This is a genomic window from Micromonospora fulviviridis (assembly GCF_014648395.1).
GTDB lineage: Bacteria > Actinomycetota > Actinomycetes > Mycobacteriales > Micromonosporaceae > Micromonospora > Micromonospora fulviviridis.
The window spans coordinates 19027-40494 of sequence record NZ_BMRA01000002.1 but is presented as its reverse complement, the minus strand read 5'-3'; the positions used below and the strand labels follow the sequence as shown (position 1 = coordinate 40494).

18 protein-coding genes are annotated in these 21468 nt (G+C 73.2%); 11 read left to right on the top strand and 7 right to left on the bottom strand.

The genetic code is table 11. The annotated features are described in order from the left end of the window. The first annotated feature begins 60 nt into the window (after nt 1-60). On the top strand, nt 61-1110 hold the full coding sequence (locus IEY96_RS05195; protein WP_189193661.1) for a sigma-70 family RNA polymerase sigma factor: 1050 nt from the start codon (nt 61-63) through the stop codon (nt 1108-1110). A gap of 98 nt (nt 1111-1208) precedes the next feature. Here the strand turns inward: IEY96_RS05195 and IEY96_RS05190 are convergent, their stop codons facing one another. Then, complete coding sequence (locus IEY96_RS05190; RefSeq protein WP_189193660.1) at nt 1209-1994, bottom strand: pyrimidine reductase family protein; 786 nt, start codon at nt 1992-1994, stop codon at nt 1209-1211. Between the two features lie 150 nt (nt 1995-2144). On the opposite strand from IEY96_RS05190, the gene IEY96_RS05185 reads away from it, so the two are divergent. The 6 genes from IEY96_RS05185 to IEY96_RS05160 all read left to right on the top strand — a co-directional run bounded on the left by IEY96_RS05185 (nt 2145) and on the right by IEY96_RS05160 (nt 8821). Beyond that, nucleotides 2145-2690 (top strand): plasmid pRiA4b ORF-3 family protein, encoded by a 546-nt coding sequence (locus tag IEY96_RS05185; RefSeq protein WP_189193659.1) that lies wholly within the window; start codon nt 2145-2147, stop codon nt 2688-2690. A gap of 253 nt (nt 2691-2943) precedes the next feature. Further along, nucleotides 2944-4254 (top strand): extracellular solute-binding protein, encoded by a 1311-nt coding sequence (locus IEY96_RS05180; protein ID WP_189193658.1) that lies wholly within the window; start codon nt 2944-2946, stop codon nt 4252-4254. A 128-nt stretch (nt 4255-4382) separates the two neighbouring features. Beyond that, complete coding sequence (locus tag IEY96_RS05175; protein WP_189193657.1) at nt 4383-5363, top strand: carbohydrate ABC transporter permease; 981 nt, start codon at nt 4383-4385, stop codon at nt 5361-5363. 41 nt (nt 5364-5404) lie between these two features. Next, the gene (locus tag IEY96_RS05170) at nt 5405-6262 is read left to right on the top strand and encodes a carbohydrate ABC transporter permease (protein WP_373293524.1); all 858 of its coding nucleotides are present in this window, start codon (nt 5405-5407) and stop codon (nt 6260-6262) included. Further along, nucleotides 6259-7692, top strand: coding sequence for a GH1 family beta-glucosidase (locus IEY96_RS05165; protein ID WP_189193655.1), 1434 nt, complete (start codon nt 6259-6261; stop codon nt 7690-7692). Before IEY96_RS05170 ends, IEY96_RS05165 begins: the two co-directional genes overlap by 4 nt. Nucleotides 7693-7774: 82 nt before the next feature. Further along, complete coding sequence (locus IEY96_RS05160) at nt 7775-8821, top strand: LacI family DNA-binding transcriptional regulator (protein WP_189193654.1); 1047 nt, start codon at nt 7775-7777, stop codon at nt 8819-8821. Between the two features lie 5 nt (nt 8822-8826). On the opposite strand, the gene IEY96_RS05155 is transcribed toward IEY96_RS05160, so the two are convergent. Then, complete coding sequence (locus IEY96_RS05155) at nt 8827-10038, bottom strand: acyl-CoA dehydrogenase family protein (RefSeq protein WP_189193653.1); 1212 nt, start codon at nt 10036-10038, stop codon at nt 8827-8829. Then, nucleotides 10038-11111 (bottom strand): phosphotransferase family protein, encoded by a 1074-nt coding sequence (locus IEY96_RS05150; RefSeq protein ID WP_189193652.1) that lies wholly within the window; start codon nt 11109-11111, stop codon nt 10038-10040. The genes IEY96_RS05155 and IEY96_RS05150 overlap by 1 nt, the downstream gene beginning before the upstream one ends. Nucleotides 11112-11261: 150 nt before the next feature. On the opposite strand from IEY96_RS05150, the gene IEY96_RS05145 reads away from it, so the two are divergent. Then, the gene (locus tag IEY96_RS05145; protein WP_189193651.1) at nt 11262-11966 is read left to right on the top strand and encodes an ACT domain-containing protein; all 705 of its coding nucleotides are present in this window, start codon (nt 11262-11264) and stop codon (nt 11964-11966) included. Nucleotides 11967-12046: 80 nt separating this feature from the next. Continuing rightward, nucleotides 12047-13132 carry a GNAT family N-acetyltransferase gene (locus IEY96_RS05140; RefSeq protein WP_189193650.1) on the top strand — a complete coding sequence of 362 codons (1086 nt, stop codon included), beginning with the start codon at nt 12047-12049 and terminating at the stop codon, nt 13130-13132. Between the two features lie 190 nt (nt 13133-13322). Here IEY96_RS05140 and IEY96_RS05135 read toward each other — a convergent pair whose 3' ends face one another. The 3 genes from IEY96_RS05135 to IEY96_RS05125 form a co-directional block, all read right to left on the bottom strand. Beyond that, a complete protein-coding gene (locus IEY96_RS05135) occupies nt 13323-14888 on the bottom strand; it encodes an aldehyde dehydrogenase family protein (RefSeq protein WP_189193649.1) in 1566 nt (521 codons plus the stop codon). Between the two features lie 267 nt (nt 14889-15155). Next, nucleotides 15156-15680, bottom strand: a complete 525-nt coding sequence (locus IEY96_RS05130) for an isochorismatase family protein (RefSeq protein WP_189193648.1) — start codon at nt 15678-15680, stop codon at nt 15156-15158. Nucleotides 15681-15781: 101 nt separating this feature from the next. After that, nucleotides 15782-16555: an LPXTG cell wall anchor domain-containing protein gene (locus IEY96_RS05125; protein ID WP_189193647.1), complete on the bottom strand. Its 774-nt coding sequence runs from the start codon at nt 16553-16555 to the stop codon at nt 15782-15784. 364 nt (nt 16556-16919) lie between these two features. Here IEY96_RS05125 and IEY96_RS05120 point away from each other — a divergent pair, with 364 nt between their 5' ends. Continuing rightward, a complete protein-coding gene (locus tag IEY96_RS05120; RefSeq protein ID WP_189193646.1) occupies nt 16920-19787 on the top strand; it encodes a glycoside hydrolase family 9 protein in 2868 nt (955 codons plus the stop codon). 58 nt (nt 19788-19845) lie between these two features. On the opposite strand, the gene IEY96_RS05115 is transcribed toward IEY96_RS05120, so the two are convergent. Then, nucleotides 19846-20802, bottom strand: coding sequence for a hypothetical protein (locus IEY96_RS05115; RefSeq protein WP_308429886.1), 957 nt, complete (start codon nt 20800-20802; stop codon nt 19846-19848). A 112-nt stretch (nt 20803-20914) separates the two neighbouring features. Between IEY96_RS05115 and IEY96_RS05110 the strand changes: the two genes are divergently transcribed. Beyond that, nucleotides 20915-21436: a DUF488 domain-containing protein gene (locus tag IEY96_RS05110; RefSeq protein WP_229791405.1), complete on the top strand. Its 522-nt coding sequence runs from the start codon at nt 20915-20917 to the stop codon at nt 21434-21436. Nucleotides 21437-21468: the final 32 nt, after the last annotated feature.

Sequence of the window (21468 nt, the reverse complement as noted above, 5' to 3'; positions counted from 1 at the left end):
GGTCGTGACGGGCGAGCCGTTCACCTTCCTGACTCCGGCGCTGCGGCAGAATCGTCGGTCGTGAGCGTCAGTTCCCCGACCGCCGCCGGATCTCCCGACCGGGCCCCGGTCGACGAGGCCGCCTTCACGGCACTCGTCGCGCCGCTGCGCCGGGAGCTGCACGCCCACTGCTACCGAATGCTCGGCTCGGTCCACGACGCCGACGACGCCCTCCAGGACGCGCTGCTGCGGGCGTGGCGCGGGCTGCCGGCCTTCGCGGGACGCGGCTCGCTGCGCTCGTGGCTGTACACCGTGGCCACCCGGGTCTGCCTCGACGCCATCGCCGGCCGCGCCCGGCGGGCCCTGCCGGTCGACCTCGGCCCGGCCAGCGACCGCGCCGTACCGGACAGCCGCCCGGACCACGACGTCGCCTGGCTCGGCCCCTACCCGGACACCGCCCTCGCGGCCGGTCCCGTCCCACCCGGCGCGCGGTACGAGCAGCGCGAGGCGGTCGAGCTGGCCTTCGTGGCCGCGGTGCAGCACCTGCCGGGCAACCAGCGGGCCGCGCTGCTGCTCTTCGACGTTCTCGGGTACTCCGCCGCGGAGATCGCGGCCATGCTGGGCACCTCGACCACGTCGGTGAACTCGGCGCTCGCGCGGGCCCGCCGGGCGCTCGCCGAGCGGGCTCCCGCCGCCACCCAGCAGCGCACCCTGCGGATGCTGGACGACGCGCGGCTGCGGGAGGTCGTCACCGGCTACGCCACCGCGCTGGAGAACGGCGACGCCGACGCCCTGGTCGCCCTGCTCACCGAGGACGTCACCTGGTCCATGCCGCCGATGCCGCACTGGTACCGGGGCCGCACGGCGGTGCTCGACTTCGCCCGGTCGGCGCCGCTCGGCCCCTGCGGCAGCTGGCGGCACCTCACGACCGGCGCCAACGGCCAGCCCGCGGTCGCCAGCTACCTGCGCCGGGGCGGCACGGGCCCCTACCTGCCGTGGTCGGTCGACGTGCTGACGCTGCGGGGTGACCGGATCGCCGGGATCACCTCGTTCCTGGGCGCGGAGCACGCCGCGGCGTTCGGGCTGCCGGACGCGCTGCCGCCGGGGGCGGCCGTTCCGCCGACCCGCTGACCCGTGCCGCCTGGGCGCCGGCCGTCCGCTCCGCCCTGGCCGGGGAGGCTGCCCGCGTACCCCTTTTCCGGCCTCGACGGCCGGTGCGGGCCGTGCGGTCAGGCGGCCGGGGCGGCGCCGGCGGGCGGCGCCCCGCCCGGGTCGCGGGCGTAGCGCAGCATGAGCACCCCGTCGGCGGCGGCCAGCACGTGGCGCAGCGGCAGGTGCCGGGGCGCGCTGCCGTCCCCGGCGGTGATCCGGCCCGGGCCGGCCCCGGCGAGCAGCGGCGCGACGGTCAGGCAGAGCTCGTCGACCAGGTCGGCCGCGGTGAGCGCGCCGAACAGGTGCGGCCCGCCCTCGCAGAGGAGCTGGCCCAGCCCGCGCCGGCGCAGCTCGGCCAGGCCGGCGGCCAGGTCGACCCGCTCCCCGCCGCAGCGGACGAGGTCGGCCACCTCGGTGAGCCCGGGCGGCGGCTCGGCGGTCGCGCCGGTGAGCACCAGCGGCCGGACCGGCGCGTCGGCGAAGCACGCCTGGGCCGGGTCGAGGTCCAGCGAGCCGGAGACGACCACGAGGGTCGGATATTCGGCCAGGCCCTGCTCGCGGCGCCAGGCCCGGCGCGCCTCGCCGAGCCGGACCGCCCGGTAGCCCTCGTGGCGCAGCGTGCCGGCGGCCACCACGAGGCCGTCGCAGAGCATCCGCAGCAGCCCGAAGACCCGCTTGTCCGGCTCGCCGGAGAGCCCGGCGGAGTAGCCGTCCAGGCTGACCGCGCCGTCGGCGCTGGCCACGAAGTTCACCCGCAGGTGGGGGTGCGGGGCGCGGCCGTAGAGCGCGGCCAGTTCCGGGTCGGCCAGCGGCCCGGTGACGGGCGCCGGCCAGATCCGTTCGATCGGGGTTCCGACGCTCATTCGCCGGCCGGACCGGTGACCGGAGGGGTGGGTTCGGGGGTACGGTGCTGGCAGTCGCACCACTTCCGGCCTGGACAGTCGTCGTGCCGCCGCTCCCGGCACGCTCGGCAGATCATGTAGGCAGCCTATGCCGAGGAAGGATGGGACAGCATGTCGCGTCAGATCTTCCAGCTGAAGGTCTCCCTCGCCGGGGTACGGCCGCCGGTGTGGCGGCGGGTGCTGGTCCCCGGCGGCTACACCCTGGACCGGCTGCACCGGGTCGTCCAGCACGCGATGGGCTGGCGGGACTGCCACCTGCACTCGTTCGACATCGACGGCCGGCAGTACGGTGAGCCCGATCCGGACGGCGAGCTGGCGGTCCGCGACGAGCTGGACGTGCGGCTGGACGCGGTGGTGGGCAAGGGCGACCGGTTCCGCTACACCTACGACTTCGGCGACTGGTGGGAGCACGACCTGGTGGTCGAGGACGTCTGCGCCGCGGACCCGGACGAGCGCTACCCGGTCTGTGTCGAGGGGGAGCGCGCCTGCCCGCCGGAGGACGTCGGCGGCCCGGCCGGGTACGCCGTCCTGCTGGCCGCGCTGGCCGACCCCGGGCACGCCGAGCACCGGATGATGCGGGAGTGGGCCGGCGCCGGCTTCGAGCCGGAGTTCTTCGCCCCCGACCGGGCCACCACCCTGTTGCGTCGCTTCTGCTGACCGCGTCCCGGGGCCGCCCTCCGCGGTTGCCCGGGTCGGCGCGGTAACGATCTGGGAACGCTCCCATCGGTCTATTGACACCCCTGACACGTGGCGGCAATCTCATGGGAGCGCTCCCGCGCGACGTGTCCCAAGCCACATCGCTCGTCGCGGCGGCGTCCCAGAACCAAAGCCTCACCGCCACGCCTGCCCGGCGACGGGCGGGCGCGGGTCAAAACCACCACACGAGTTACCCACCTGAGAGGGGTCAGGGATGAGCGTCATGAGGCGCCGGCTCCGCACCGCCGCGGCCGTCCTGCTCGCCGCGGGCGTTGCTCTCGGCAGCGCGGCGTGCAGCAAGAAGGACGACGAGGGATCGACCGGCGAGGGCGGCCAGGTCAAGCTGGTCCTGCAGACCTTCCAGAACTTCGGCTACGACCAGGCCATCAAGGACTTCGAGGCGGCCAACCCGAACATCAAGGTCGAGCACCAGAAGATGGGCGAGCTGCGCGACTTCCAGCCGAAGCTGGTGCAGTGGCTCGCCGCCGGCAGCGGTGCCGGCGACGTGGTCGGCCTGGAGGAGGGCGTCCTGTTCGGGTACGTCCAGAACCACGACAAGTTCGCCAACCTGCTCGACCTGGGCGCCGGTGAGCTGAAGGCCAACTTCCCCGAGTGGAAGTGGAACAACGCCATGACGCCGGACGGCAAGAAGCTGATCGCGCTCGGCACCGACGTCGGTGGCCTGGCCATGTGCTACCGCAAGGACCTGTTCCAGCAGGCCGGTCTGCCCACCGACCGGGACGAGGTCTCGAAGCGGATGGCCACCTGGCAGGACTACATCGCGCTGGGCAAGGAGTTCAAGGCCAGCGGCAAGGTCAAGGCCGCCTGGCTGGACAGCGCGACCAGCCTCATGCAGCCGTACGTCATGCAGAACTCGGAGACCTTCTTCTTCGACAAGGACAACAAGTTCATCGGCGACACCAACCCGGTCGTGAAGCAGACCTGGGACATGGGCCTGCAGATGGCCAAGGACGGCCTGACCGCCAAGACCCAGCGGTGGAGCGCCGACTGGGACGGGGCTTTCAAGAACTCCGCGTTCGCCACCCTCCCCTGCCCGTCCTGGATGACCGAGGGCGTCATCGCCCCGAAGTCCGGCCCGGCCAACTCCGGCAAGTGGGACATCGCCAAGATCCCCGGCGGTGGCGGCAACTGGGGTGGTTCCTACCTGGCGGTCCCGGCGCAGACCAAGCACCCGAAGGAGGCGTACCTGCTGGCCAAGTACCTGACCAGCAAGGAGGGGCACCTGGCGGCGTTCAAGGAGGCGGGCGCGATGCCGTCCGACCTCGCCGGCCTCGAGGACCCGGCGTTCAAGGACAAGAAGAGCGACTACTTCAGCGGCGCGCCCACCGGCCAGATCTTCGGTGACAGCGTCAAGAACATGAAGCCGGTCTTCCTCGGCGCCAAGCACCAGCAGATCTGGGAGACCGTCTTCGAGCCGCAGATGCAGGCGGCCGAGCGCGGCAAGGTCAGCTCGGAGGCCGCCTGGACGAAGGCGGTGGACGAGGCCAAGAAGGCGACCAGCTGAGTCGCCGGTGACCGGCCGAGCCCACGGGGATCCGCTGCCCGTGGGCTCGGCGGCGGCGCCCACACCCGCCCCAGGGTGTGGGCGCCGCGGCGAGGTCGCCGCCGCCCCACCTCCCGGAAGGACCTGCAATGAGTTCTGCTGTCGGCGCACCGCGGTCGCACGCCGCCTCGCGACCCCCGTCCACCCCGCCGCGCCGCCGCCGGTCGTACCGGCTCGGCCGCTGGGACCTCAAGTACTCCCCGTACCTGTACGTGGCCCCGTTCTTCGTCCTCTTCGGGGTCTTCGGCCTCTTCCCGGTCCTCTACACGGTCTACGTCTCGCTCTTCGACTACGAACTGCTGAGCGGGACCAAGGAGTTCGCGGGGCTGGAGAACTACCGCCTCCTGATGGAGGACGCCCAGTTCTGGAACGCGGCCTACAACACCCTCGGCATCTTCGTGCTCAGCACCGTGCCGCAGCTCATCGTGGCGCTGATGCTCGCCAACCTGCTGAACCGGCAGATGCGGGCCCGCACGCTGCTGCGGATGGGTGTGGTCATCCCCAACATCACCTCGGTGGCCGCGGTCGGCATCATCTTCGCGCTGATCTTCGCGGACCGGTACGGCCTCATCAACTGGCTGCTCGGCACCGTCGGGTTCGACCCCATCGCCTGGCGGGACAACCGCTTCGCCTCCTGGTTCGCCATCGCCTTCATGGTCGACTGGCGGTGGACCGGCTACAACGCGCTGATCTACCTCGGCGCCATGCAGGCCATCCCGAAGGACCTGTACGAGTCGGCGTCGCTCGACGGCGCCTCGACCTGGCGGCAGTTCTGGGCGATCACCGTGCCGCTGATCCGGCCGACGATCCTCTTCACGATCATCATCTCCACCATCGGTGGCTTCCAGATCTTCACCGAGCCCCTGATGTACGGGAACGGGCTGATCCGCGGCGGCGTGGACCACCAGTTCCAGACCCTGGCCATGTACATCTACGAGAAGACCTTCACCGGGAACGCCGAGTACGGGTACGGCTCCGCGATGTCCTGGTTGCTCTTCATGATGATCATCATCTTCGCGCTGATCAACTTCGCGCTGGTACGCCGGTCGGTGAAGGGGGACAAGAAGTGACCACCACGCAGACCCTTCCGCGCTCGGTCGCCCCACCTCCGGTGCCGCCCCGCCGCCGCGGCCGGCTGCCGGGCGCCCAGCTCTGGCAGGCCAGCCCGCTGACCTACCTCGCGCTCATCCTCGGCGGCGTACTGTCGATCTTTCCGATCATCTGGTCGTTCATCATCGCCTCGCGGGACAACAGCGCGGTCTACGAGATGCCGCCGACCCCGGGCGACCAGCTGTTCACCAACATCGACCGGATGCTCGCCAACGAGGACGCGGCGTTCGTCTACGGCCTGGTCAACTCGGCCGTCGTGTCGACCGTCGTCACGATCTCGGTGATCTTCTTCTCCAGCCTGGCCGGCTTCGCCTTCGCCAAGCTGAAGTTCCGGGGCAGCAACGCGCTGCTGCTGATCATCATCATGACCATGATGGTGCCGACCCAACTCGGCGTCATCCCGCTCTACCTGATGATGGTGGAACTCGGCTGGACGGGCACCCTGCAGGCGGTCATCGTGCCGTTCCTGGTGCAGGGCTTCGGCGTGTTCATGATGCGCCAGTACGCGATGTCCGCGATCAGCGACGAGCTGATCGAGGCGGCCCGGCTCGACGGCTGCTCCACCTGGCGGATCTACTGGAACGTCGTGCTGCCCGCGCTGCGGCCGGCGGCCGCGGTGCTCGGCCTGCTGACCTTCATGCAGACCTGGAACGAGTTCCTCTGGCCGTTCATCGTGCTGACCCCGGACACTCCGACGGTGCAGTACTCCCTGAAGATCCTCTCGTCCGGGCTGTACCAGACGGATTACGTGGCACTCTTCGCCGGCACCGCGCTGGCGACCCTGCCACTGTTGATCGTGTTCATCATCTTCGGCCGCCAGATCATCGGCGGCATCATGGAAGGCGCCGTCAAGTCGTGAGCAACCCAGCCAGCCCGCCCGCCGTCGGCGTCCTCGACCAGGACGCGGCAGCCGACTTCCCGCCCGGCTTCCTCTGGGGCGCGGCGACCGCCGCGTACCAGATCGAGGGCGCGGCGACCGAGGGCGGCCGCACCCCGTCGATCTGGGACACCTTCAGCCACACCGAGGGGCGGACGGTTGCCGGGCACACCGGTGACGTGGCCTGCGACCACTACCACCGGATGCCCGAGGACGTGCGGCTGATGGCCGACCTGGGGCTGAAGTCGTACCGCTTCTCCGTCTCCTGGCCGCGCGTGCAGCCCGGCGGCGCCGGGGCGGTCAACTCCGAGGGCATGGACTTCTACCGGCGCCTGGTCGACGAGCTGCTGGGCCACGGCATCGAGCCCTGGCTGACCCTCTACCACTGGGACCTGCCCCAGCCGCTGGAGGACGCGGGCGGCTGGCCGGCCCGGGACACCGCCGCCCGGTTCGCCGACTACGCCCAGCTCGTCGGCGACGCCCTCGGTGACCGGGTGAAGTACTTCACCACCCTCAACGAGCCGTGGTGCTCGGCCTTCCTCGGCTACGGCTCCGGCGTCCACGCGCCGGGCCGCTCGGACGGGGCGGACGCGGTCCGGGCCGGGCACCACCTCATGCTCGGGCACGGGCTGGCCGTGCAGGCGCTGCGGGCCGCCCGGCCGGAGGCGCAGCTCGGCATCACGGTCAACCTCTACCCGGTCACCCCGGCAACCGACTCGCCCGAGGACGCCGACGCCGCCCGCCGCATCGACGGGCTGGCCAACCGGTTCTTCCTCGACCCGGTGCTGCGCGGGGCGTACCCGGCGGACCTGACCGCCGACCTGCGGAAGGTCACCGACTTCGGGCACGTCCGGACCGGCGACCTGGCCGTCATCTCGACCCCGCTGGACATGGTGGGCGTCAACTACTACAGCCGGCACGTGGTCGCCGCGCCGGCCGAGGGCGTCGAGCGGGAGGCGTACTGGCGGGCGCCGTCCTGCTGGCCGGGCAGCGAGGACGTCCGGTTCGTCACCCGGGGTGTCCCGGTGACCGACATGGACTGGGAGATCGACGCCCCGGGCCTGGTGGAGACGCTGGAGCGGGTGCACCGGGACTACACCGACCTGCCGCTCTACGTCACCGAGAACGGCTCCGCGTTCGTCGACGCGGTGGTGGACGGCCGGGTCGACGACCCGGACCGGCTGGCGTACTTCGACGCGCACCTGCGCGCCGCGCACGCCGCGATCAGCGCCGGGGTGCCGCTGAAGGGGTACTTCGCCTGGTCGCTCATGGACAACTTCGAGTGGGCGTGGGGCTACACGAAGCGCTTCGGCATGGTCTACGTCGACTACGACAGCCAGGTCCGGATCCCGAAGTCCAGCGCCAGGTGGTACGCCGATGTGATCCGACGCAACGGCCTGGCCGCACAATAGGCTGGGCCAGCCAGTAACGGGCGGCCCGGCGCCGACGCCTCAACAGGTGCCGGGCCCGCCTGATGTCGGAGGAGCACAGACGATGACAACGCAGCGCACGCGGTCGCTCGGGCGCCCGACCCTCGACGCGGTCGCGGCCCGCGCCGGCGTGGGCCGCGGCACGGTCTCCCGCGTGGTCAACGGCTCGCCGCAGGTGAGCCCGGAGGCCCGGGCCGCCGTCCAGGCGGCCATCGCCGAGCTGGGGTACGTGCCCAACCGGGCCGCGCGGGCGCTGGTCACCCAGCGGACCGACTCGGTGGCGCTGGTGGTCTCCGAGTCGGGGGAGCGGGTCTTCACCGAGCCGTTCTTCGCCGGCATCGTCCGGGGCGTCAGCTCCGCGCTGCTGGAGACCCCGATGCAGCTCTGGCTGGCCATGGCGCAGTCCCAGATCGAGCGGGAACGGGTCGAGCACCACCTGACCAACCAGCACGTGGACGGCGTCCTGCTGCTCTCGCTGCACGACGCGGACCCGCTGCCCACCCTGCTGGAGGAGCGCGGCCTGCCCACCGTGCTCGGCGGCCGGCCGGCCCGGATGCTGCACCCCAACGCCCAGCCGGCCTGGTTCGTCGACGTCGACAACGTCGGCGGCGCCCGGCAGGCGGTGGAGCACCTGTTCGCCCGCGGCCGGCGGCGGGTCGCCACCATCGCCGGCACCCAGGACATGGGCGCCGGCCTGGCCCGGTTGTCCGGCTACAAGGAGGCGGTCCGGGCCGCGGGCGCCGACCTCAACCCGGACCTGATCGCGTACGGGGACTTCAGCGAGGGCAGCGGCACGGCCTGCATGCGCCGGCTGCTGGAGGTCTGCCCGGACCTGGACGCGGTCTTCGTCGCCTCCGACCTGATGGCCTTCGGCGCCCTCCGCGCGTTGCGCGAGGCCGGCCGCCGGGTCCCCGAGGACGTGGCGGTGATCGGCTTCGACGACGCCCCCATCGCCCGGCAGGCCGAGCCGCCGCTGACCACGGTCTTCCAGCCGGTGGAGGAGATGGGCCGGCAGATGGCCCGGCTGCTCGTCTCGCGGATCCGTGGCGAGGAGCTGCCCAGCCCGCACGTGCTGCTGGACACCAAGCTCATCCACCGCGCCTCCGCCTGAGGCGCTCAGGACCAGCGGCGGAGTTCCCGCTTCGCCAGGGACGACCGGTGCACCTCGTCGGGGCCGTCGGCCAGGCGGAGGGTGCGGGCCTGCGCCCAGAGGGCGGCCAGCGGCGTGTCCTGGCTGACGCCGGCCGCGCCGTACCCCTGGATGGCCTTGTCGATCACCCACTCGGCCATCGCCGGCGTGGCGATCTTGATGGCCTGGATCTCGGTGTGCGCGCCCCGGTTGCCCACGGTGTCCATGAGCCAGGCGGTCTTGAGCACCAGCAGCCGGGCCTGCTCGATGCGCACCCGGGACTCGGCGATCCACTCCCGGACGACGCCCTGCTCGGCCAGCGGGCGGCCGAACGCGACCCGGTCCAGGGCCCGCCCGCAGAGCAGTTCGAGGGCCCGCTCGGCCATGCCGATCAGCCGCATGCAGTGGTGGATCCGCCCGGGACCGAGCCGGGCCTGGGCGATGGCGAAGCCGGCACCCTCGGCACCGACCAGGTTCTCCGCCGGCACCCGCACCCCGGTGAAGTCGATCTCGGCGTGCCCGCCGTGCGGGGCGTCGGAGTAGCCGAAGACGGTCATGCCCCGGCGCACCGTCACACCCGGGGTGTCCCGGGGGACCAGGATCATGCTCTGCTGGCGGTGCCGGTCGGCGTCCGGGTCGGTCTTGCCCATGACGATGAAGATCTCGCAGCGCGGGTCCCTCGCACCGGACGACCACCACTTGCGGCCGTCGATCACGTACTCGTCGCCGTCGCGGACGATCCGGGTGGCGATGTTGGTCGCGTCGGAGGAGGCCACCTCCGGCTCGGTCATGCAGAACGCGGAGCGGATCTCCCCGGCCAGCAGCGGTTCGAGCCAGCGGTCCCGCTGCGCGGCGGAGCCGAACTCGGCCAGCAGTTCCATGTTCCCGGTGTCCGGGGCGGCGCAGTTCAGCGCCTCCGGGGCCAGGTGCGGGCTGCGCCCGGTCAGCTCGGCCAGCGGGGCGTACTGGAGGTTGGTCAGCCCGGCGCCGTAGCGCGGGTCGGGCAGGAAGAGGTTCCACAGGCCACGGCGGCGGGCCTCGGCCTTCAGTTCGTCCAGCACCGGCGGGCGGGCCCACGGGTCGCCGGCCGCGAGCACCTGCTCGTGGTGCACCGGCTCGGCCGGGTAGACGCACTCGGTGAGGAACGCCTCGACCCGCTCGCGCAGCTCGACCGTCCGGGCGTCGTACGCGAAGTCCATCACCGCCCCCGCACCGCGCGCAGGCCGTGCTCGACCAGCGGCGCCACCATCTCGCCGATCCGGTCGAAGCCCCCGCCGAGCGTCTGCCCGAGCGCGTGCCGGTAGTGGATGCCCTCGCAGATCACCGCGAGCTTGAAGCAGCCGAGCGCCACGTGCCAGTGCAGCGGCCCGACGTCGACGTCGCTGCGGCCGGCGTACCGGTCGATGAGCTCGGCGCCGGTGGGGAAGCCGGCCCGCGGGCCGATGCCGTCGGCGACCGGGTTGCCCTCGGCGCTGTCGCTGTCGCCCAGCACGTCCCAGTAGGTCAGCAGCAGCCCCAGGTCGGCGAGCGGGTCGCCGAGGGTGGCCATCTCCCAGTCGAGCACCGCCCGTACCGCCACCGGCTCGACCGTCGCGAGCAGGTTGTCCAGCCGGTAGTCGCCGTGCACGATCCGGCCGGCGTTCGCGCCCTCGGGCACGCTGCCGGCCAGCGCGTCGCGCAGCTCCTCGATGCCGGGCAGCGGGCGGCTGCGGGAGCGGTCGAGCTGGCCGGACCAGCGTCGGACCTGGCGGGCCAGGTAGCCCTCGGGGCGGCCGAAGTCGGCCAGCCCGACCGCGGCCGGCTCGACCATGTGCAGCTCGGCGAGGGTGTCCATCATCGCCATGGCCAGGTCGCGCCGCTGGCCGGCGGTGAGCGCGTCGGTCTGCTCCCGGCGCCGGTAGACCTCGCCGTCGACCTTCTCCATCAGGTAGAACGGCGCGCCGATCACGTCGGGGTCGGTGCAGAGCAGCAGCGCCTCGGGGACCGGCACCGCGGTGGGGGCGAGCGCGGAGATCACCCGGTACTCCCGGGCCATGTCGTGCGCGGTGGCCAGCACGTGCCCGAGTGGCGGCCGGCGCAGCACCACCTCGCGGTCGGCGGCGCGCAGCAGGTAGGTCAGGTTGGACTTGCCCCCGGCGATCAGCCGCGCGGAAAGCGGCCCGGCCAGCTCCGGCCGGTGCGCGGCCAGGTGTCCGGCCAGCCGGTCGAGGTCGAGCCCGCGCGGGGCCGAACCGGTCGGGGTGTGCGGTGCGTCGACGGCCGGATCGGTCATCCGGTTAGTTGATGGCAGCTCAGCTTTGTTGTCAAGGCGGGATGTTCCCGGCGGGACATGCCGCTGCAACGGGGGCGAAATGGTCAACCGGCAGGCTGGGCCCCAGCCTGCCGGCCGCCACGGCCGGCCCGCCGAGCGGAGGGACCAGAAATGCTGCTGAGAGTTCGGGTGACCCTGCCGGACCGACCGGGCACGCTCGGCCAGGTGGCCCGGACGCTCGGCGTCTCCGGCGCCGACATCGTCCAGGTGGTGGTGCTGGAGCGGCTCGGCGGCCGGGCGGTCGACGACTTCACCGTGGTCTGGCCGGGCGCGGCCCGGGTGGAGCGCCTGCTCGCCGGCCTGGCCGCGATCCCCGGCGTCCGGGTGGACGGGGTGTGGCGGGCGATCGGCGCGCCGACCACCACGGGCCAGGACGCCGAGCTGCTCGCCCAGGTCGCGGCGAACCCGACCGACGGGGTGGCCACCCTGGTCGACGCGGTGCCCGGGCTGCTCGCCGCGGACTGGGCGGTGGCCGCCGTGGTCCCGCTGGACTGGGCCGCGCGCAGCGGCGACGCCGGCGAGCCGACGGTCGGGCACGCGAGCTGGCGCGCCCCGGTCCCGCCGCGGCTGCCGGAGGTCACCCCGCTGCGGGCCCGGGCCGTGACGACCCCGGACGGGCACCACTACGCGGTCGCGCCGTTCGGCCGGGCCGGCCTCGTGCTGGTGGTGGCGCGCGACCACAGCGAGCCGCTCGCCGCGGCCGCGTTCCACTCCACCGAGGTGGACCGGCTCGCCCAGCTGGTCCGGGCCGGTGCGGTGATCCTCGGCGACCGGCTGGACCTGGTCGGCGCCCCGCCCGTGACCACCATCACCTGACTGGTCCCGCCGTTTCACCCGTGGGCAACGGGGGCGCAACAGGCGGCCGGCAGGGTCGACGGTGAGGAAGGGAGCGAACCATGGCGCTGTGGCGGATCCGTGCCACCGTGGACGACCGGCCGGGCTACCTGTCGGTGCTCACGGCGAGCCTCGCGTTGCGCGGGGTCAACATCCTCACCGTGCAGGTGCACACCACCGAGGTGGGTGCGGTCGACGACTTCCTGGTCGACGCGCCCGACCGGCTCACGGAGGCGGACCTGCGGGCGGCCGTCGAACGGGGGCGCGGTCGGAACTGCTGGGTGGCGCGCAGCGAGGCGCGCGGGCTGGCCGACCAGCCCACCCGGGTGCTCGGCCTGGCCGGCCGCCTGGTCCGGGACCCGGACGCGGCCGGCGAGACACTGCGCGTGCTGCTCGGGGCGGACGCGGTGACCTGGCGGCCGACGCCGGCCGCCCCGCCGGGCGGGGTGGACGGGACCACGATGCTGCTGGCGGACCCGGCCGGCGGCTCGTACGAGCTGCGACGCCGGGAGCCGAGCTTCACCCCGGCCGAGTACGCCCGGGCGCAGGCCCTGGTCGAGCTGGCCGCCACGGTGGCCCGCCGGGACGCCGACCGGGTCACCCTGGTGCTGCCCGACACCTCCGAGGTGCTGGTCCGGCCGTCCGCCGCCGACGACCTGCCGGGCGTGCTGGAGCTGCACGCGGGGTGCTCGGACCGGAGCCGGCAGCGGCGCTACCTGAGCGGGGCGGGGCACCCCGCGCCGGCCCGGCTGCGCCGGCTGCTCGAACCGGCCCGGGGGCTGACCCTGGTCGCCACGGACGGCTCCGGCGGGGCGGCGGCGCCGGTCGTGGCGATGGCCAACCTGCTCGGCGAGGGGGACGAGGCGGAGGCGGCGCTGCTGGTGCGGGACGACTGGCAGCGACGGGGCCTCGGCTCGGCCCTGCTGCGGCGCCTGCTCGGGCACGCCGACCGGGCCGGCTACGCCGCCGCGCTGCTGCACGTGCAGGCCGAGAACACCCCGATGCTGCGCACCGTACGCCGGCTGGACCGGCCCACGTCGGTGGAGCGGGACGGCAGCGTGCTGACCGTCACGGTGCCGCTGGCCCCCCGCAGGGCCGTGCTGCCCCGGCAGGCCGACGTGACCGCGCGGTCACGTCGGTCGTACTGACTCCACGGTGGCGCGTCGCGCCGCGTCCCGGGCCGCAACGGCGCGGCACGGGACCACGGCCGGCGGGCGACCGCGCACCGGCGCCGGATTCTCCGGCGCCACCTGGGCCGACCTCCGGTGCGGGGGACGGTGACACGGCAGGGCCCCCGGTGCGGGGGCCCTGTCCGTGTCCGGGCCCGGTCGGCGTGGTTCAGGTCGCGGGGTAGCTGCTGTAGTCCGGGAAGTTGCCGTAGAGCCGGCCGTCGCCGCCCACCGTGACCGCCTGCACCAGCAGGTCACCGCCCACGAAGGCGCCCTTCCAGGACGCGCCCCGGCCGCCGAACGGCTCCTCCCGGTCGCCGCGGGAGCGCGGCTTGTTGATGCCCACCTTGAACGCCTGGAGGTCGACCGCGAGCTTGCCGGCCAGCTCCTCGTCGTCGCAGGCCAGGGAGGCGACCAGCGCGCCGTTGGAGGCGTTCATCTGGGCCAGCAGCTCGTCGGTGGTGTCCACCACGACGATGGTGTCCACCGGGCCGAACGGCTCGGCGTGCATCAGCCGGGACCGTCCGGGCGGGGCGAGCAGCACCGCCGGCGCCACGTACGCGGAGGTGTCCTGCCCGTCGAGGAAGGGCGCGCCGTCGAGCTTGCCCCGGTGCAGCGGCACCGCGCCGCCGCGGACCGCCTCGTCGACCTTGCGGCGCAGCTCCTCGGCCTTGGCCGCGCTGATCAGCGGGCCGAAGTCCAGCTCGGGCAGCGGGTCCCCGGCCGACCAGTCGTCGCCGACGGCGAGCGGGTGTCCGAAGCGGACGGAGCGCACCACCGGCAGGTACACGTCGAGGAACTCGTCGACCAGGTCGCGCTGGACCACGAACCGCGGGTACGCGGTGCAGCGCTGCTTGCCGTACTCGAAGCCCTTCTTCAGGTGGGTGGCGAGCAGGTCCCACTGGGAGAAGTTCCAGATGCCCCAGGCGTTGAGGCCCTCCTGCTCGATGAAGTGCCGCTTGTCGGAGTCGAGCAGCGCGGCGGCCACCTTGCCGCCGTTGGAGCGTCCGCCGACGAACGCCACCGCGCCGATCTCCGGAGCGCGGACCAGGACCTCGGAGAGCTCCTCGCCGCTGCCGGAGAGCAGGGTGGCGGGCAGCCCGGCGCGGCGCATCAGCGCGTGCGCCACGGTGAGGCAGACCGCCCCGCCCTGCGACGGGGTCTTGGCGATCACCGCGTTGCCGGCCAGCAGCTGCACCAGCTCGGCATGGACGAGGACGCTCATGGGGTAGTTCCAGGAGGCGATGTTGCTGACCGGGCCGGGGAGCGGCTCGCGGCCGTCGGCGAGCATCCGGTCGATCTCCTGCACGTACCACCGGACGCCGTCCAGCGCGCGGTCGACGTCGGCGCAGGCCAGCCGCCACGGCTTGCCGATCTCCCAGACCAGCAGCATGGCGAGCAGGTCGCGGTGGGCGGTGAGGGCGTCCAGGGCGTCGTCGACCCGGGCCTTGCGCTCGGCGAGCGGGGTCTGCGCCCACTCCCGGTGCGCGGCGGCGGCGTGCGCGACCGCGCCGCGCGCCGCCTCGGCGTCGAGGCGGGCCAGGTTGACCAGCACGGTGTTGTCGACCGGGGTGCGTACCGGGCTCGGCGTGCCGACCGCCCGCCACCCGCCCTCGACGAGGTTGTGCAGGGTGGCGGCGCCGTCGGACGTGGTGCCGAAGGCTTCCGGTGCGGCGGCCACCGCGCGGGCGAGGGTGTCGGACCAGGAGGTGCCGTCGGCGAGTCTGAGAGCCATCGCGATCTCCTCAGGGTTGTCCGGGGGAGCGGCGGCGTCGATGGCACCGCTGGTGTCGCGTACTGTCCCGCGCTGCCGAGCGCGCGGGCAACCGTACGCTCGTATGCCAGGACGCCCGTCCCGCCGCCGCGACACGTCGCGGCCCGACCGGCACGGTCCTGACCTGGGGGTACGCGGGAATTAAATAGAAAACTGTCGATTATGTGATCCAGCTCCGGGCGGCGTCGACCGGGTTACCCGTCAGTACGGATCAAGCCCCCGGCCGGTTCAACCGCGCAGCGCGGCGATCGCCTCCGCGGTCGTGCAGAACGTGCCGAGCCGGCGGAAGACGTAGTCGACCGCGAACTCGTGGGCGTACGCGTCCAACCCGGACATCGCGTCGTGCGGCAGTACCACCCGGTAGCCGATCTCGTCGCCGATGCGGGCCGTCTGCTCGACGCCGAAGTTGGTGACCAGCCCGCCGATCACCAGCGTGTCCACCCCGCGCTCCCGCAGCGCCGCGTCGAGCCCGGTCTCGTGGAAGGCGCCCCAGGTGTGCTTGACGATCGCCAGGTCACCCTCGCGGGGCGCCACCTCTGGAAGCAGTTCGCTGCCCGCCGGCTGCGGATCGGGGCCGGGCCGGTCGACGCGGACCACCACCACGGTGGCGCCGGTGGCGCGGGCGGCCTCGGCGAGGGCGAGGCAGCGCTCGACCACCTCGGGGCCGGTGTGCGGGGCGGTCGGCAGGTCCACGATGCGACGCTGGAGGTCGATCAGGACGACGGCGGTGCGGGTCGGGTCGAGAGCGTCCACCCCAAGATCATATCGAGGGCGGACCGCCGCGGTGGCCCCGGAAAAGGCGGAACCGGCCGCCGGACCGAGGTCCGACGGCCGGTTCCGTGCCGGAGTCCGGCTCAGCTGGTGAAGGTGATCTTGTCCCGGCGGCGACGCAGCGACATCAGGAGGACACCGCCGCCGATCAGGGCGAGGCCGGTGAGCGAGATGCTGGTGGCGGCCACGCCGGTGAGCGGCAGGCCGCCCTCGGTGCCGCCGCCCGCGCCGCCGCCGACCGAGGTGCCCGGGGTCGGGGTGCCCGACGGGTTCTCCGACGGGTTCTCGGAGCCGCCCGGCGTCGGGGTCGGGGTCTCCTCGCCCGGAGTGGTCGGGGTCGGCGTCGGGCTGCCGGTCGGCGACCCGGACGGGGACGGCGACTCCGACGGCGCCGGGGTGCCGGCGCAGGTGTGGCTCAGGTTGAACTTGGTGGCCGTGCCGCTGATGACGGCACTGCCGTCGACCAGGGTCCAACCCGCCGGCGTGAAGACGTAGGCGTGGATGGTCCGCGGCGCGTTGCCGCCGGTCGAGTAGAGGTGGTCGGGGTAGGCGTCGGAGGCGTCCGGCACCCTGATCTCGACCTGGTTGGTGCCGTCGCTGTAGGTCAGCGTCAGGCTCTCGAAGTTGCCCGACTCCTTGCCCCCCGGCAGGACGAAGTGCCAGCCGTCCTGGTTGTCGGCGAGGTCGTCGAACCGCTCGTCGTCGCACTCCTGCTGGAAGCCGGCGGCGGTCTGGTCCTGGTGCGCCGGGTTGAGCGGGATGGTGCTCGACGCCCACGCCGGGCCGGCGAGGGAGAGGAGGGCCGTGGCGGCGGCTGCAGTGAGGGCCGCGCGCGCCACGTGCCGACGCTGTGGCATGAGGAATCCTCCGAGATCGGGAGAGGGGACGGCACATGATCGCATGCCGGCACCCGACCGGCGACATCGGACGAACGGTCTGAGCTGCGACGATGTGCCGCTAGAGGACCGAAATTGGGGCCAGATCGAGCCACTTGCGCGGCGTGTCGGCGTAACGCGAACGGGGTTCTTGGCGCTCCGGCCGGCCGGGTCCGGCGACAGGTCCCGTCTTCACAAACCCGCGACATCGAGTTTACATTGTCGACTATCCATGGGAGCGCTCCCGCGTCTCTGTGGGCCCACCCCACCACCACTGCCGCCGGCAGCCGGACCACCGATCCCGTCCGGTCCGGCTGCCGCGCGGCGCCACCCACAGGAGCTCGCCATGCCCCTTCCGACCCCGCCACCCCGTGGTGGCCGGTCCCGGCTCCGCCGGCTGCTCGCCACCGGCGCCGCGCTGGCCGCCGGCCTGGCCGCGACCGTCACCGTCCCACCGCCCGCACCGGCCGCCGCCGCGCCGGCGTTCAACTACACGGAGGCGTTGCAGAAGTCCCTGTTCTTCTACGAGGCGCAGCAGTCCGGGAAGAAGCCGGCCTGGAACCGGGTCTCCTGGCGGGGCGACTCGGCGCTCACCGACGGCGCGGACGCCGGCCTCGACCTCACCGGCGGCTGGTACGACGCCGGCGACCACGTGAAGTTCGGCTTCCCCATGGCGTTCAGCGCCACCATGCTGGCCTGGGGCGCGGTCGAGTACCGCGACGGCTACGCCGCCTCCGGCCAACTGCCGCACCTGCTGAACAACCTGCGCTGGGTGAACGACTACTTCGTGAAGGCGCACCCCGCCCCCAACGTGCTCTACGGCCAGGTCGGCAAGGGCGACGACGACCACAAGTGGTGGGGACCGGCCGAGGTGCTGCCGATGGCGCGGCCCGCGTACAAGATCGATGCGAGCTGTGGTGGCGCGGACCTGGCGGGGGAGACCGCCGCCGCCATGGCCGCCTCGTCGATGGTGTTCCGCCCCACCGACGCCGCCTACGCCGACAAGCTGCTCGGCCACGCCAAGCAGCTCTACACCTTCGCCGACACGGTGCGGAAGAGCTACCACGAGTGCATCACCGACGCGACGAGCTTCTACCGGTCGTGGAGCGGGTGGCAGGACGAGCTCGTCTGGGGCGCGATCTGGCTCTACCGGGCCACCGGCGACCCCGCCTACCTGACCAAGGCGGAGAGCGAGTACGACAGGCTCGGCACCGAGCCGCAGTCCACCACCCGCTCCTACAAGTGGACCATCGCCTGGGACAACAAGCAGTTCGGCGCGTACGTGCTGCTGGCCAACCTGACCGGCAAGCAGAAGTACGTCGACGACGCCAACCGCTGGCTCGACTGGTGGACCGTCGGCGTCAACGGCGCCCGGGTCAACTACTCGCCCGGCGGCATGGCCGTCCTCGACTCCTGGGGCGCCCTGCGCTACGCCGCCAACACCGCCTTCGCCGCGCTGGTCTACAGCGACCGGACCACCGACGCCACCCGCAAGGCCCGCTACCACGACTTCGCCGTCCGGCAGATCAACTACGCGCTCGGCGACAACCCGCGCAGCTCCAGCTACGTGATCGGCTTCGGGGCGAACTCGCCGCGCAACCCGCACCACCGCACCGCGCACGGCTCCTGGTGGGACAGCCAGACCGTGCCGACCGAGACCCGGCACGTGCTCTACGGCGCGCTGGTCGGCGGCCCGTCCTCGGCCAACGACGCGTACACCGACAGCCGCTCCGACTACGTCATGAACGAGGTCGCCACCGACTACAACGCCGGCTTCACCTCCGCCCTGGCCCGGCTCGCCTCGGAGTACGGCGGCAGCCCGCTCGCCGGCTTCCCGACGGCCGAGCAGCCCGACCTGGACGAGCTGACCGTCGAGACCACGGTCATGCAAGCCGAGCCCCGTGCCACCGGACTCAAGGCGATCGTCTACAACAAGTCGGCCTTCCCGGCCCGGGCGCTCACCACCGCGAAGTTCCGCTACTACTTCCGCCCCGACGGCACCGGGCCCGTGCAGGTCACCCCCGGCTACACCCAGGGCTGCCCGTCACCCACCACGGCCAAGCAGTTCTCGGGCGACATCTGGTACGTCGAGGTCGACTGCACCGGATACACCATCGCGCCCGCCGGGCAGTCGCAGCACCGGATGGAGGTGCAGTTCAAGGTCGGCGTGCCGGAGGGCGGCACCTGGGACCCGACCAACGACCCGTCGTACCAGGCCACCGCCGGCCCCAACCGGAAGGTGCCGCTCTACGCCGACGGGGCGCGGGTCTGGGGCGAGGAGCCCAGACCGGCCACCCCGGACACCACCGCGCCGACCGTGCCCGGCACCCCGGTCGCCTCGGCCGTCACGGCCACCGGCCTCACCCTGACCTGGCCCGCCTCCACCGACACGGGCGGGAGCGGCCTGGCCGGCTACGAGGTCACCCGCGCGCAGGCCGGCAGCGACGCGCTCGTGCTGACCAACGCCACCACCAACACCCTCGCGGTGACCGGGCTGCTGCCCGAGCGGACGTACCAGTTCACGGTTCGCGCCCGCGACGGCGCCGGCAACCGGTCGGCGGCCTCGCCGGCCCTGACGGTGACCACCCCGGCCGCCCCGGCGCCGGACACCACCCCGCCCACCGCCCCGGGCGCGCCCACCGCCACGGCCGTCGGCCCGACCGGGCTCACCCTCACCTGGGGTCCGGCCACCGACAACGTGGGCGTCACCGGCTACCGGGTCTACCGGTCTGGGAACGTCCTCGTCGGATCGGCCACGGGGACCACCCTGGCGGTCACCGGGCTGACCGCCGCCACCGCGTACACCTTCACCGTCGTCGCCGTGGACGCGGTCGGCAACGTCTCGGCGGCCTCGCCGTCGCTCACCGTCACCACCGCGGACCCGCCGGCCACGGGCGGCTGCGCCGTGACCTGGACGACGAGCAGCTGGGACACCGGGTTCACCGCGAACATCACCATCACCAACACCGGGACCAGCGGCATCAACGGCTGGACGCTCGCCTTCACCTTCCCGAGCAGCGGGCAGAAGGTGGGCCAGGGCTGGTCGGCGAACTTCACCCAGACCGGCACCGCGGTCACGGCGACGAACGTCTCCTACAACGGCACCCTGGCGGCGGGCGCGTCGACCAGCTTCGGCTTCAACGGCACCCACACCGGCACCAACCCGAGACCCACCACGTTCACCCTGAACGGCTCCCCCTGCACCCTGTCCTGACGTTGTTCCTGCGATCTTGGACAGTTGCCGTTCATCCCGAACGGCAACTGTCCAAGATTCAGTTCGGCGGACGCCAGCCGGCCGCACGGAGGGCGCGGCGGAGCGACTCGGCGACCTCTTCCGGATGGGTGCGAACCAGCCAGGCGGGGAAGCGGAGGATGCGGTCGCCGCTGGTCCAGATGTCGTTCTGCCGGCGCATGTCGTCCGCCCAGTGCCGGATGTCCATGTGGTGCGCCCCGTCGACCTCCACGTGCAAACGCCACTCCCGCCAGTACGCGTCCAGCCAGCGGACCCGGCCGGTCAGATCCGTGCGGCGTTCCTGCAGGTCTGGGCGGGGCAGCCGGTGTCGGCGGCACAGCGCCAGGAAGTCCAACTCCGACAGCGCCAGCGCGCCGCCCGCGATGTCCGCCACCGTCCGCCGGACGAGGTCGCGGCGTCGTGCCCGAGGCAGCACCGCCAGCGCGGCCTCGATCTCCTCCGGCAGCACTCGGCGCTGCTGGCAGGCGGACGCCAGGACGAGCTGGGCCTCCCGCATGCTCCGCGCCCAACTCGCGCCGTCGACCACCGCCCGTGCCGTCGTGGTCCGGGGTGGACGGGCGCGCTGGAGATGCGCCTCGGGCAGCACCGTCGAGCGGTGCACCACGACCCCGGGCATGTCGATCGGTAGCCGGCGCGGCAGCGTCCTCACGCGCCGATCCGCCGGTACCAGTACGTGCAGCGGCTCTGGCGGGAGACCGCGGACACCGGCCTCGGCCGCGGCGGTCACCCCGGCCAGCACGGCGCGCGGTCCGGCGGCGAGCACCGCGAGCCACAACTGCTGGTCACGGGTCAGCCGGCCGTTGCCGGTGAGCAGGATGCCGCGACACAGCGAGCGCCAGCACCCCGAGCGGACCAGGCCGCGCACGACGCCCTCGGTCAGCAGCCGGCTCGCCTGGCCGGTCGTCAGCACCCCCGCCTGCTCGAACGCCAGCCACTCCAACGGCCCCGCCTCATCGGCGGGCAGCACCCTCACCACCCGCCCGAGTCTCCGCCCGACGATGCGGCTCCGCCGTCCCGTCCACAGATCTTGGACACCTACCGTCCGCGTCGAACGGTAAGTGTCCAAGATCTGGGGGAACCTGGGGAGCGTGTTGGTGACGGTGGGGCACGGGGCGGCCGACCGGGAGCGGCTGGGGGAGTTGCTGGCCGACGCGGAGATCGCGCTGGTGGTGGACGTGCGGCGGTATCCGGCCAGCCGGACCAACCCGGACGTGCGGCGGGAGGAGCTCGAACGCTGGCTGCCGGAGCGGGGGATCGACTACCGCTGGGAGCCCCGCCTCGGCGGCCGTCGGCACGTCCGCGCCGGGGAACCGGAGCCGGACACCTGGTGGACCGTCGCCGCCTTCCGGGCGTACGCCGCGTACACCCGGACGCCGGACTTCGACGCGGCGCTGGACGACCTGCTCACCGACGCCGAGCGCCGGACGACCGCGGTGTTGTGCAGCGAGAGCGTCTGGTGGCGCTGCCACCGGCGGCTGATCGCCGACGTGGCGGTGCTCGGTCGCGGGGTGCCGGTGGCGCACCTCATGCCCGACGGCCGGCTCACCCCGCACCGCCCCGCCGAGGGCGCCCGCCGCCTCCCCGACGGCCACCTGCTCTGGGCCGGCTGACGGCCCGGAACTCGGTGGCCCAGCCAAGGACC

Bases quoted from the DNA above. Each gene is read 5' to 3' on its own strand.
- IEY96_RS05190 (WP_189193660.1), bottom strand. From the start codon at position 1,994: ATGAGCGTCGGAACCCCGATCGAACGGATCTGGCCGGCGCCCGTCACC.
- IEY96_RS05185 (WP_189193659.1), top strand. From the start codon at position 2,145: ATGTCGCGTCAGATCTTCCAGCTGAAGGTCTCCCTCGCCGGGGTACGG.
- IEY96_RS05180 (WP_189193658.1), top strand. From the start codon at position 2,944: ATGAGCGTCATGAGGCGCCGGCTCCGCACCGCCGCGGCCGTCCTGCTC.
- IEY96_RS05175 (WP_189193657.1), top strand. From the start codon at position 4,383: ATGAGTTCTGCTGTCGGCGCACCGCGGTCGCACGCCGCCTCGCGACCC.
- IEY96_RS05160 (WP_189193654.1), top strand. From the start codon at position 7,775: ATGACAACGCAGCGCACGCGGTCGCTCGGGCGCCCGACCCTCGACGCG.
- IEY96_RS05155 (WP_189193653.1), bottom strand. From the start codon at position 10,038: ATGGACTTCGCGTACGACGCCCGGACGGTCGAGCTGCGCGAGCGGGTC.
- IEY96_RS05150 (WP_189193652.1), bottom strand. From the start codon at position 11,111: ATGACCGATCCGGCCGTCGACGCACCGCACACCCCGACCGGTTCGGCC.
- IEY96_RS05145 (WP_189193651.1), top strand. From the start codon at position 11,262: ATGCTGCTGAGAGTTCGGGTGACCCTGCCGGACCGACCGGGCACGCTC.
- IEY96_RS05140 (WP_189193650.1), top strand. From the start codon at position 12,047: ATGGCGCTGTGGCGGATCCGTGCCACCGTGGACGACCGGCCGGGCTAC.
- IEY96_RS05135 (WP_189193649.1), bottom strand. From the start codon at position 14,888: ATGGCTCTCAGACTCGCCGACGGCACCTCCTGGTCCGACACCCTCGCC.
- IEY96_RS05125 (WP_189193647.1), bottom strand. From the start codon at position 16,555: ATGCCACAGCGTCGGCACGTGGCGCGCGCGGCCCTCACTGCAGCCGCC.
- IEY96_RS05120 (WP_189193646.1), top strand. From the start codon at position 16,920: ATGCCCCTTCCGACCCCGCCACCCCGTGGTGGCCGGTCCCGGCTCCGC.